The organism is Candidatus Jordarchaeum sp. (assembly GCF_052745115.1).
Genome location: NZ_JBRAKS010000088.1, coordinates 1 through 12541, shown reverse-complemented (window position 1 = coordinate 12541; position 12541 = coordinate 1). Strand labels below are relative to the sequence as shown.

General features: G+C 41.6%; 10 protein-coding genes. 6 read left to right on the top strand and 4 right to left on the bottom strand.

Annotation, left to right across the window (positions count from 1 at the left end; genetic code table 11):
- Nucleotides 1-286: 286 nt before the first annotated feature.
- Nucleotides 287-946: an HAD family hydrolase gene (locus tag ACUVXA_RS08240; protein ID WP_445870771.1), complete on the bottom strand. Its 660-nt coding sequence runs from the start codon at nucleotides 944-946 to the stop codon at nucleotides 287-289.
- 221 nt (nucleotides 947-1167) lie between these two features.
- Between ACUVXA_RS08240 and ACUVXA_RS08235 the strand changes: the two genes are divergently transcribed.
- The gene (locus tag ACUVXA_RS08235; RefSeq protein WP_445870770.1) at nucleotides 1168-1521 is read left to right on the top strand and encodes a carboxymuconolactone decarboxylase family protein; all 354 of its coding nucleotides are present in this window, start codon (nucleotides 1168-1170) and stop codon (nucleotides 1519-1521) included.
- A gap of 124 nt (nucleotides 1522-1645) precedes the next feature.
- On the opposite strand, the gene ACUVXA_RS08230 is transcribed toward ACUVXA_RS08235, so the two are convergent.
- Together ACUVXA_RS08230 and ACUVXA_RS08225 are read right to left on the bottom strand one after the other, a co-directional pair.
- Nucleotides 1646-2563, bottom strand: a complete 918-nt coding sequence (locus tag ACUVXA_RS08230) for a glycyl-radical enzyme activating protein (RefSeq protein WP_445870769.1) — start codon at nucleotides 2561-2563, stop codon at nucleotides 1646-1648.
- Nucleotides 2564-2629: 66 nt separating this feature from the next.
- A complete protein-coding gene (locus ACUVXA_RS08225; protein WP_445870768.1) occupies nucleotides 2630-5026 on the bottom strand; it encodes a glycyl radical protein in 2397 nt (798 codons plus the stop codon).
- 288 nt (nucleotides 5027-5314) lie between these two features.
- Between ACUVXA_RS08225 and ACUVXA_RS08220 the strand changes: the two genes are divergently transcribed.
- The 5 genes from ACUVXA_RS08220 (at nucleotide 5315) to ACUVXA_RS08200 (ending at nucleotide 12108) form a co-directional block, all read left to right on the top strand.
- The gene (locus ACUVXA_RS08220; protein WP_445870772.1) at nucleotides 5315-5755 is read left to right on the top strand and encodes a rubrerythrin family protein; all 441 of its coding nucleotides are present in this window, start codon (nucleotides 5315-5317) and stop codon (nucleotides 5753-5755) included.
- Nucleotides 5756-5957: 202 nt separating this feature from the next.
- Nucleotides 5958-6830, top strand: a complete 873-nt coding sequence (locus tag ACUVXA_RS08215; RefSeq protein ID WP_445870767.1) for a sulfurtransferase — start codon at nucleotides 5958-5960, stop codon at nucleotides 6828-6830.
- A 138-nt stretch (nucleotides 6831-6968) separates the two neighbouring features.
- The gene (locus ACUVXA_RS08210) at nucleotides 6969-8330 is read left to right on the top strand and encodes an MBL fold metallo-hydrolase (protein WP_445870766.1); all 1362 of its coding nucleotides are present in this window, start codon (nucleotides 6969-6971) and stop codon (nucleotides 8328-8330) included.
- 467 nt (nucleotides 8331-8797) lie between these two features.
- Entirely contained in the window at nucleotides 8798-10864 is a 2067-nt protein-coding gene (locus ACUVXA_RS08205; protein WP_445870765.1) for a methyltransferase domain-containing protein, read from the top strand.
- Between the two features lie 362 nt (nucleotides 10865-11226).
- A complete protein-coding gene (locus ACUVXA_RS08200) occupies nucleotides 11227-12108 on the top strand; it encodes a glycosyltransferase (protein ID WP_445870764.1) in 882 nt (293 codons plus the stop codon).
- Between the two features lie 74 nt (nucleotides 12109-12182).
- On the opposite strand, the gene ACUVXA_RS08195 is transcribed toward ACUVXA_RS08200, so the two are convergent.
- Nucleotides 12183-12494, bottom strand: a complete 312-nt coding sequence (locus ACUVXA_RS08195) for a DJ-1/PfpI family protein (RefSeq protein ID WP_445870763.1) — start codon at nucleotides 12492-12494, stop codon at nucleotides 12183-12185.
- Nucleotides 12495-12541 lie beyond the last annotated feature (47 nt).

Below are 12541 nucleotides of genomic sequence, written 5' to 3'. Positions count from 1 at the left end.
GATTGCCGGCTTGGTTCTCGTGGGCAGGGTTGTAGCCTTGTATTGGACATCTCTGTGAATGTTTGGGTTCACGATTAAAGTCTAAGAATGGTATTATTTATCATTAAATCTTTCTACTGTTGTGAACCCTCAACAGATCCCAACAAAATAAAAACTCTAAAAGACATTAAAAAAGAACGTACTAATCTTGAAAAATACCTTAAAAAAATGGAACAATAGACCCCCAATGATTAAAAAACCCAGTTTATGTTAAAAATATAATAAGTATAGGAGTGAAATCCTTTTTTTAACTTTCTTCGAGCTTTTCCATTAATTCTTGGATGTTCTTCACCTTTAGATCTGCTAAAGGTGTGGTGATTTCTTTTTCACTGATTAACACTGTTTTCATTCCAACCTTCCTGGCGGGTTCCAAATCCGAGGAAATGCTGTCCCCAACCATCATTATAGAAGAAGGCTTCAAATCCAAGTCCTTAATAATGCGTCTAAACGGTTCAGGGTCTGGTTTCCCTTTCTCCATCTCACTTGCAGTAATTAAGGGATCAAAAATATCCGAGTCCAATCCTAGAGCGCTAAGAATATCAAGAGTGCTTTTCCGACTCAGGTTCGTCAGCATAGCGAGTCTCCACTTACTTTTAAAGTACTCTAACATTTTTCTTAACTCAGAATCCGGTTGAAGATACTTAGAGGGATCCACTGATTCTATGGCTTTGTAAAATTCTTCTCGTGTAATTCCCACTCTCTCAATTATCATGGAGACCGGGGGTCTTCTGAACCCCTTCCCTTCTAATTCCTTGGTGATTTTTATGAATTCTTTAAGAATTTCCTCGTCGCTTCTTCCTGTTTTTTCTCTTACTAGTTTAAATACTTGTACGCGCCACTCATCGGCTAGTTCTTTGGAATTGTAGAGTGTGCCCTCCAAATCAAAAACTAGAGCCCTTATTTCCAAAACTTAACACCTCTGAGGTTTGTGGACTGTTAATTAAAATACCATGCCTCAAACAATACTCAAAAGCTTTATGGTCTTTATAACTAAACCGGTTTAATTGATTTTTTAAATTTTTTAAAATTCGTATTACTATGTGTAAATTCCCGATTGTAAATTAACAATAGTAAACTTTATTAAGCTTTAACCATTTTGATTACATGAAAGGAGGAGGTGAAGACAACATGAGCGCAACCGAAACGCTAAATCAAGTACAGGAACTCGTTGAAAAAGTGAGTGAAGATTATCCAAATCTAACAAAACCCTTCTTGCTCTTCCTGAGAAAGGTTGAAGAAGGGGGCGCGTTAAGCACAAAAATCAAAGAAATAATTTCCGTAGCATTATCAGTGGCTCTAAAGTGCAAGTGGTGTATAGCATTCCATGTAAAAAACGCTTTGGAAGCTGGTGCAACAAGAGACGAACTAATAGAGGCAAGCTACGTAGCTGTTCTAATGGCAGGTGGACCCGCACTAATGTACACTCAGCTAGTGATTCAAGCAATAGACGATTTTCAAGAACAATTAGCTACAATCAAGTAAAGTTCATCCCATCCCATCCCTTCATCAAGGGTTTGCATTATTCCACCTTTTTTAATGATACACCAAGAATACGAAAGCGAAATAAACAAAAATACTGAAAATAATTTCCCCATAAAGCATATTACTAATGACCTATAGTTGCTTCGATTCCTAATTTTGTGATTAATCCTTGTATTTCCTTGATACTTTCTTCTGAGGGAGCTCTAGCTTCGGGTATGGGGTAGATTTTTCCGATTTGTTCACATTTGGATTTCCCACCCTCATGGTAGGGTAACAACGATATTTTTTCCGCTCCTATTTCTTTGGCTAAGGAAACCAGGTTTGTAAAGTGATCTGGTGAATCATTGTACCCCGCAATCAGGGGCATTCTAACCCAGATTTTTGCTTTTTTAGCTGCTCTACGAAGATTCTCCAGTATTAACCCATTATCCACACCAGTTCCTTCAAGGTGTTTCACGGGATCTAGGTGCTTCACATCGTAGAGAACGAGGTCAACGTACTCTAACACCTTTTCAAAATATTTCCAAGGAGCAAAGCCACTGGTTTCAAGGGCGACGTGAAGCTGGTTTTCCTTAAAGGCTTTACAAAGCTCGCAGACAAACTCCCACTGCGAGAGAGGCTCCCCTCCAGATACAGTAACCCCGCCCCCAGAATTTTTGTAATATGGTCTATCCTTTAACACTTCTTCCAGAATCTCTCCGATACTCAGATATTTTCCGCATATACTGAGTGCCTGAAACCTACAAGCATCCACACAAACTAGACACTGGGTGCAAATGCCCCAATCGATTACCCGCTTCCCCGTACTATATATGGTGATGGCTCCATTTGGGCAGACTGCGGCGCATTCCCCACAACTTGTACACTTAATATCACGTGTAATAAGAATAGGGTGGGGATCATGGGATTCAGGGTTGGAGCACCAGAGGCATCTTAGAGGACAACCTTTCATAAAAACAGTGGTTCTTATGCCTGGTCCGTCGTGGATGCTGAATCTCTGAATGTCGAAAACCCAACCCTTTTTACTATTATCTTCTACCAAATTGATGAACTTCCTTCATCCGAATCCCGAATGCCACATGAATAGAACATAACCACTATTAGTGTATTAACTAAGTTTTTGTTCGGTTCTTGCGATAATGGCGTCTTGTAGTCCCTTGCTGAGGTCTACAAAATAGGCGCTATAGCCGGCAACTCTTACAATGAGGTCTTGGTATTCTTCAGGGTGCTGCTGAGCATCTGTTAGTGTTTCTTTGTCCACAATGTTGAACTGAACATGAGGTATTCCCAGTTCTCTCCAAGTTTTGAGATAATTAATGAAAATTAATTTATAGTCACCCTCCAAATAACTTGGCAAAAACTTCTGATTTAGCAGGTGATTGTAGGTTTGAACCGCGTCCACCTTTGCCGCGGAGTTGAGAACCGCTGTAGGCCCTTTAAAATCTCTACCCATCATCGGAGATAGTGTGGCATCCGCAAACGGTTCTCCATCGTAGCGCCCATCAGGAGTTGCGGGGGTGTCCCCAGCTATACCGTACGTTGCGGAAACCCCGCTTCCATCACCTCGGCAAGGATGTCCAAAACGATCCTTAAACGATTCTAAAACAGCCTCAGTTTTGACTTGAACCTCATTCATTATCTTATCTACGTAGTCATCATCATTTCCATACTTTGGTGCCTGGAGCATCAACTGCCTTATGTGTTCATAGCCTTGCCAGTTAATATCCATAGCCTCTAGGAGTTCTTCCATTGTTACTTTCTTATCTTCAAAAATTACCTTTTTAATTGCAGCCAGAGAATCCGCAACGTTGGTGGGTCCTATGATTACACAGAACGAGTTGGTAGGATAAGCCCACTTTCTGCAGTCCTGAGCTCTCTCTATGCAACCATCTAAAACAGCGGAGTAGAATGGTCTTGGAAGAAATTCCTCATACAGTTGGCGGCAAGCATCCTCTAATTTACACTGCTTATCAAAGAAAAATCTCACCTGCTCAAGGTAGGCCTCCATAACATCATCCAACGATTTAAAGGTTCTGGGATCCGGAGTCGGTGCTCCTCTTTGCTCACCGGTCTTGGGGTTCCTTCCCTGGTGGAGAGCCCACCATAAACACTTAGGAAGGCAAATTCCTCCTGGTGCTCGGCGGGCCATACACTTTCCAGGGATTTCTATGTAGACACATCCGCTCACAGAGTAGTCCCTTGCATCCTCTAAAGGCACTTTCCACCTCTGCAGGAGAGGAATAATAGCTCGATCATTAAAAAGTGAGGGGTAACCTATACCGGTGTGGATAACATCTACCGCCCTACTAAAGAGTTCATCCGGTGTCCCATCGTGGATGCGCAGAGCGATGCTTGGCTCGAGGGTACGCATGGACAAAGCGGTTTCTAAAACCATATAGGTAACTTCATTAGTAACATCTTTGCCCTCTGAATCGGTTCCACCAATCGTGATAGCTTGAAGAGAAGCCACTCCTCCATAGATTGCTGTAAGTAGGGGAGAATAAATGAGTCCCAATTCATGCATCTTTACCCAAAGTAATTGCAGAAGCTCTAATGCCTCATCCCTAGTAATACGGCCCTCGGCGAGATCTCTCTCATAGTAGGGTCCAAAAACCTTGTCAAATCTCACCCCAATTCCTAGGGTGGAATACTCAACGTACCGCACTAGGTGAATGAAAAAGAAGAACTGCAAGGCTTCAAGAAATGTGCGTGGGGGATTCTCAGGGACCCACTCACAGGTTTCAGCTACCTCCGAGAGCCTATTCTTCAGTTCGAAATCATCAGTCTCCCGTTCCGCAATCTCTCTTGCGAGTCTAGAATATCTGTGTGCAAATTTTATTACCGCCTTAAGAGCGATCAGAACTCCTAAAAGGAACTCTTTCTTCTCAACGTAATCACGGGGTACAGCACTCTCCAATTCCTCAAGTTTCTCCTCCGCTTGGTTGATAAGGCCCTTGAGACCAACCCTAAATAGTTTCTCATAGTCTGGCACTCCAAGCTCAGACCAGTGAGTCCACATAAAGGTTCCATCATATCTCCAGTATTTCGCCAAGTCACCGCCGAAAAAGTTCTTATGACGATCACTCATGCACCTTCCATCCCAGTACTTACACAGTTCTTCCAGCTCTGCTCTTCCCTCATCATCAAGTAGGCTTTCTCCCTCAACCGAATTCACCGCTCTCCAAACAGATCTCCAATTCATGTCAATAGGGAAGAACAATCCACTCGGCTCCTCGGTGTGATTACCCACAATACGTTCCCAGGGTTGAATATATAGCTTTAGATTACTTAGAATGTGATCCAGAGCCTTAGCCCTCCTAATAGGCATCGGCTCGCCCTCGGTCATCTTATAAGATTCGGTTATCAAGCGTGACCTTTGCAAATCCAGCTTAATTCCTGGACGAAACATTCCCCTAGATGCCTCATCCTTAACGGAGCCTCTTCTAACATTGCGCACCGCCTTAACAATTAGTCTACCCTTCAGGTCTTCAGTCGCTTTAACCAATGAATTCACCACCATTTAATCCCACAAATTAAAACTAAAAATGTAATCAAAAGTTATCCGAAACACTTTCGATAACTATTAAGAACAGATACTTAAATTTTTTTTAACAATTTACAGTACTTAATATATCATTAATACTAAAACAAGGATTGGATTAGTTTCAGATAATTTTTGTAAAATAATTTCTTTCAAATGAGGAGGTTTATTCCACAAATAATAAAAATATGAATATTTGCCCTAACTTTTAATAGAATACGCGATTGAAAGTAAAAAAGGAGAGCGAATTTGATGGTTAAGGATATGACTGAAACAAATCTTCGCAGCTCATACGCTGGTGAAAGCCAAGCCCACATGAGATACCTAATTTATTCGGAGAGAGCGGAGAATAAATTTCCCAATGTGGCTAGACTATTCCAAGCAACATCCTTTGCCGAAAAGGTGCATGCAGGTAATCATTACCGCATAATAAAAAGTAAAGGTGACGCAGTCACAACCTCTGGGGCAATCTTTGGAACTACGAGTACCTCAGAGGATCTTCAGGCGGGAATCGATGGGGAAACCTTCGAAGTAAACGAAATGTATCCCGCATACATAGCAGTAGCAAATTTACAGGGGGAAAAAGCAGCTGAAAATAGTTTCCATTGGGCACTGGAGGCTGAGAAGACCCACTTAGATTTGTATAATAAGGCAAAACAAGCCGTGGATAAAGGTAAAGACGCCCATTATTAAACTATTACATCGTAAAACTGAAACTTGCACAGGCCGCCTTTTTTATAGTTTAATTTTTTTCAAAGAACATTGGAGAATTTTGGCGGAGGATTTTAGGGTAAACTTAAAATGGATAATTATTATTACTTAAAAATCATATTCCTTATCATAATTTAAAAAACTGGGAGATTTAATAGTTAAAAATATGAGGAGGCGTTATATTTTGTCTAGGAAGTATCCTTATGGAAAAGGTGTTGTTAAACTGGTTTCGACAAAGTGGTTGAAAGCCCACTTAAAAGATAGAGATTTGATGATATTAGACACCCAACCCAATATTCACGACTATATCCAAGAGCATGTACCGGGCGCAGTATATATAAATGAAGGACTGTTTCGAGAACCATTAAAAGGAATACCGGGCAAATATGTGAACCCAGATGCCATTCAATCAGTGTTTCGCCGCTTAGGGATCAAGGCTGATGTTCCAGTTGTCGTTTACACGGGAACTGGGCCATTTAAAGGCTGGGGTGACGGTTTAGAACAAACCATGGTTGCATATTCCTTGGCTAGATTTGGTCATAACAATGTTCACGTTCTAGATGGCGGAATCGACAAGTGGAAACAGGAAGGCTACCCAATCACGAAGGTTTTCCCAAAGGTTGAAGATTCCACGTTCAAGGTAAAGGTTCGAAGAGAATTCTACTTAGAGTACGATGAGTTCAAGAGAATGAAGGACCGGGAAGATGTGCTATTACTTGATGCTCGCCCCCCAAATGTTTACGAGGGGCAGGGCCCATGGATCAAACCCGGACACATACCCGGAGCAGTTAACCTACCTTGGGCTAGCCTAATGGATGAGAAGAATAAAAGATTGCTTAAGCCTGACAAAGAGGTTCAAGCCATTCTAAAGAATAGCGGTGTTAGTCCCGACAAGACTATTATATGTTCCTGCGGTACGGGTCGTGAGGCAACTAACGAGTTTCTATTGCTCAAAATGTATTTAGGTTACCCTAACGTTAAAATCTATGAGGGCTCATTCACGGAGTGGACTTCTTATCCTGAGAATCCGACAGTTGTAGGTAAAAATCCACGCTAATTAAAAAAGAATCGGTAACTCTTTTGCCTGCAGACTGTCCCACACTTTTTTAATTTTATTTTCTATGAAAAAATTATGGATTGCAATGTTATGTCTTAATATTGAAGTATTATTAAATTAGCGGAGAGTAAGGTCTTAATGATATTTGAAAAAGTAAAATCCGAGATAATTGCCCATAACTCCTACTTTGTAGGATCAGGAAACCAAGCTGCTGTAATCGATCCTAGAAGGGACATTGACGTTTATCTTGAGCTAGAGGAAAAATATAATGTGAAAATTACACACATATTTGAAACCCACAGAAATGAGGATTATGTAATAGGTTCCTTAGAACTTAGCAACACGTTAGGAGCAGAAATTTATCATGGTGACAAGCTCGATTTTTCTTATGGAAACGGAGTGAAGGACGGAGACAAGTTTGAAGTGGGTATGCTTGAATTAGAAATATTGGAGACACCCGGGCATACTGATGAAAGCATTTCAATTACCCTAAAGGATAAGGAATCCTCAAATGAAGTATACATGGTTTTTACGGGTGACGCCCTGTTTGCTGGAGATGTTGGTAGAACTGACTTCGGTGATAAAGAAAGGATGTCTGGCAATCTCTATGATAGTATCTTCAATAAACTATTACCTTTGGGAGATGGGGTTATCGTCTGTCCGGCTCATGGAAAAGGCTCCCTTTGTGGAGGAGCAATAGGCGACCTCGAGTTTACAACCATAGGATACGAAAAGAAAACCAATGCTGCCCTTCAAGTAAAAAACAAAAAAGAGTTTATTGAACAGAGATCAAAAATTAAGCTGGAAATGCCACCCTATTTCAAAAAAATGGAAATTCTTAATAAAAATGGGCCACCGATTCTGCACAGCCTTCCACACTTAAAACAGTTAACTATCGGCGAATTAAAAGAGTACCAGAAAAAGGAAGCGCAGATAGTGGATGCAAGGATGCCCACAGCCTTCTCCGGAGGCCACATACCCAATAGCATAAGCATATGGCGAAAAGGACTACCACTATTCGTGGGCTGGATGCTCAACTATGAAGATCCAATAATATTCATCACCGATTTAAATCGCCAACTGGATGAAATCGTAAGATACTGCATACGACTGGGATATGATAACCTCCTAGGTGTACTGGCAGGCGGCTTCTCCACATGGTATAAAGGGGCACAAGAAATAGGACATGTAAACACTTGGACTGTTCACGACCTAAAAAAGAAATATGACGAGTCTATTTTCATCCTGGACGTAAGGGAAGAAAACAAATGGGAGCAAGAGGGCCACATAGAGGACGCACACAACATCTGGGTGGGAGACCTAAAACAACGTTTAGCAGAAGTACCTAAAGATAAACACATAGTCGTGTACTGTGATTCAGGATACAAAACGAGCATCGCAGCCAGCATACTAAAAATGAAAGGCTATGAAAAAGTGACCAATATGCTGGGCGGATTCATGGCCTGGAAAAAAGCCGGATATCCCATAGAAAAGGAATAAAAATATTTTTATAAAATAATTTTTGGGCGCAAAAAGTTTCTGGTGCAGCTTGTTTGGGAGAAGTGTTTTTTGCTGGCTGATGGTGATTTTTATCTGTTTTCTAAAAGCTCTTATCCTTCCTCCTTTTGTTCAAAGGAGTCCTTTTTTGGCTTCTTTTGGAAGAAGACTTGACCCCTCAAAAACCCAATCACTCTCCAATTGAACGTGCCTCCAAACCCCAAAATGCAGTAAAGAATTTCTACGCTCAAATTTTTTAATTACCGTTTAATATTTTGTACTTTTTTAACCTGCTTTAATTCTTAAGTAAGACGATCGGTGCAAAATATATTGTCATGTTAATGATAATGTTTAAATACCTAAACATTAAATGATGAAAATTAGTAAATTTTAATTATTCCAAAAAGAAGGAAACCAATCAACAAAACGGAGCAATGATAAGAAGTCTTAAAATAGGTGTTAAAAAAACAATGAATAACGGTAAAACATCTACCGGAAAAAATCACCAGAGTAACAAAGACAGCAAGAATAGTAAGAATGGCAAGAATGGCAAGATTGGTAAAAACGGCAAACCTCAAGTGAAGGTGCTCGGACCAGTAAGAGATTTAGAGGAGCACGTTCCAACTGATTGGTGGCGACGTATTTTCACTTCCCTTTACTTGAAAACCGATGGGGACGTTGTTGACGATCAAAAAATTACTCGCTATGAAGTAGACCTATTTTCTTCAATCTTAAAACTCCAGCCTGATGATAAGATTCTAGATCTCTGCTGTGGACAGGGACGTCACTCTCTTGAATTGGCGAGAAGAGGATACAAGTCTGTAGAAGGGCTGGATCGCTCTCACTATTTAATACAAAGAGCTAAGGAGCAAGCGAAAAAAGAAGGACTAGGTGTTCGATTCAGAGAAGGAGATGCTCGAAAACTTCCATACCCTCCAGACAGCTTCGATGTGGTAATGATTCTGGGAAATAGTTTTGGCTATTTCGAAACCGTACATGATGATATGAGAGTGCTGAGAGAGGTTTTTAGAGTCCTAAAACCGTGGGGAAAGCTGCTCATAGACGTGGCTGATGGAGATTACATGAGGGAGCACTTCCAACCCCGATCATGGGAATGGATAGACAAAAAACATTTTGTTAACAGAGAACGCTCACTATCAGCAGATGGTCAGCGTCTCATATCCCGCGAGATAATCATGAACACTGAAAAGGGAGCGGTCGCAGATCAGTTCTATGCGGAAAGACTATACAACAAAGAAAATCTGAATAATATTTTACAGCAAGCAGGCTTAAGTGATATTGCTATCCACGGCGAACTCTCTTCAGATTCCCAGCGCAAACAGGACCTCGGTATGATGGAGAAACGCATTATTGTCACAGCTGTGGTCAAAAAGGAATGGACACCAGTCAGAAGAAAACCGAAAGGAGAACTAAGAACCGTGGTTGTTATTACCGGTGACCCCACAAAACCCGACAGATTAAAACCAGGTGCAGTATTTGACGAGGATGATATTTACACAATTGACCAAATGAAAGATGCCCTAAGAGAGATGGAAGGCTACAACTTCATATACTTAAGCAACCACGACACACTCATACAGGACCTGATTAAACTCAAGCCCAAAATAGATTACGTCTTTAACCTCTGCGATGAAGGTTTCGGCAACGATCCCCGAAAAGAGCTACACATACCGGCTTTACTGGAAGAACTCCAAATACCTTACACCGGTTCAGGACCGCAGGCTCTGGCCCACTGTTACGATAAATCCCTAGTGCGAGGTATGGCTAACGAGATGGGCATTCCTGTTCCGGACGCCATCCTAATTAAGCCCGAAGATAAAACCGTGGATTTAACTTTCAGTTTCCCGGCCTTAGTGAAACCTAACTTTGGCGACTCCAGTTTTGGAATTACACAGAGATGCGTGGTAAACAGTTCTGAAGAACTACTAAACGCGGTGTCAGAGATACGGGAAAAGTTTGGATATAACAAACCTATTCTAGTTGAAGAATTTCTCAGTGGAAAAGACATTAGTGTCGGCATCATTGGAAACGCACCGGAATCTTACACGGTGTTGCCCATTACGGAAGAAGACTACTCGTGTTTACCCGAAGGATGTCCCCACATCTGTGGTTACGAAGCTAAGTGGCTCCCCGACTCACCCTACTGGAACATAAAATCCATACCAGCTGAACTGCCTCCAGAAACAAGAAATCTGATTATAAAAGGATGCCTAGTGTTGTTCGAAAGACTGGAAATTCGGGACTACTGCCGATTCGACTGGAGATTCGATGCTCGAGGTAACCCCAAACTGCTAGAGGTAAACCCAAATCCCGGATGGTGCTGGGATGGACACCTAGCAAAAATGTCCAAATTTGCCGGAATGTCATATGCCGAAATGCTCGAAGCAATTATAAAAGCAGCTGAACAACGATTAGGACTACAACCACTAAATGGAAAGGTAGAGGAGCAAGCACCTGGAAAAATTGAGGAACCAGAGGAAGCAAAAGAGACTCAAAGCGTGCCCACCATTAATTAGAATGAACTTTTCCCTCTCCTTTACCCAAGTTTTTCTTGGGAGGGGAGTTCGTCAACCAAGCTAAGTCATTATCTCTTCTTCCACTAGTAGCGCAGAACCCTCAATGCTTTGGCAAAAGCGGGTGTCAGAGGCAAACAGGTTTATGAGAGTTCGCTAAAAAGAAATAACAACAATGGTGTGATAGAATTTAGTAAAGGAGACTTCAATTTTCCTAACTAATTTCTCTACACTGTTTTGATTCTAAAACATCAATTGTTACCCGGAATTTAGGGAGCGTCGCTAATTTAAGTCTTCCAAGAAAAGAGAATATACAGGTACTGGGCACTTGACCTTTCGAACCTACTATAGAGGAGGAATAAGTCATGGGTGGAAGGGCTCTGGTTTCAGTTGTAATCCCCACTAAAAACTCTGAAAAGAATATTGCCAGCTGTCTCATATCGATAAGGAGTCAAACCTACCCACACCTAGAGGTTATAATTGTTGATGACTATTCCTCGGATAATACTGTGAAGATAGCCAAGCGGTTTGAAGCAAGGGTGATTAAAGCCCGAGCCATAAGGTCTAGAGCCAGAAACATCGGGGCGGAAAGGTCTAAAGGCAACTTCATTCTATCCGTAGATTCGGATATGGAACTTGAACCTGATGTAGTAGAGAAATGTGTGAGAGAAGCTTTGAATGGTGCCGAAGCAGTAATAATACCTGAAGTATCCGTTGGAGAGAGCTTCTGGGCAAGGTGTAAATGCTTTGAGAGAAAACTCTTCTTAGGCGAGAAACTGTTTGAAGGGCCAAGATTCTTTAAGAGAAGCGTTTTCTGGAACCTCGGAGGCTATGACCCCAACCTCGAAGCGGGGGAAGACTTCGACCTAAGCCAAAGAGCCAGAGAAAAAGGCGTTCGTATAAAGCGTATCAACAGCATCATAAAGCACAGAGAAGCAGACTTCAATCTCCTCAAAACGGTGAAGAGGGAGTACCACTATGCCAAAACCTTCTACGACTATGTAAGTAAGCATCCCCAATTTGTGAAGCAGCAGTCAATACTATTCTGGAAGATTCTTGCTCGAAAGAGAAGGGAACTTGCAAAAAATCTAATCCACACTATGGGCATAGCCATAATAAAGCTCTTCGAGGGTGGGGCTCACATACTGGGTTTCTTCACGGGAAAGCCTTCATACTACGAATTAACCCAAAACAATGCTACATACACTAACCTACATAGCGTCTCTAAAAACAAACAGAAAAACTAGAAATTACAAAAACATAAGTGAAAGTAGAACTCAGCGAAGAAAGCCTAATATTCTTCATATCCCAGACTCAATAGTTACTTTGATTTTAAAAGCTCTATTGTCTTCCTGCAGAAATGAGGGAGGTCTGCGGGAAAGCGGGAGGTTACAAGGTTGCCATCCACGACAACCGGCTGGTCTTCGTAAATTCCACCAGCATTCTTAAGGTCGGTAGCTACAGAGTACCAGCACGTGGCTCTCTTTCCTCTAATGATATCGGCTTCGATGAGCATTTGAGCCCCGTGACAAATAGCGGCAACCACCTTCCCCTTGTCAAAAGCGGATTTTACAAGCCTGACTAATCCCTTGTTGATTCTCATATGAACTGGGGCCCTTCCGCCAGTAGTCATTCAGCAAAGTATTTATCTATTGATATGTTGAATTTGTAGCCTTTTTC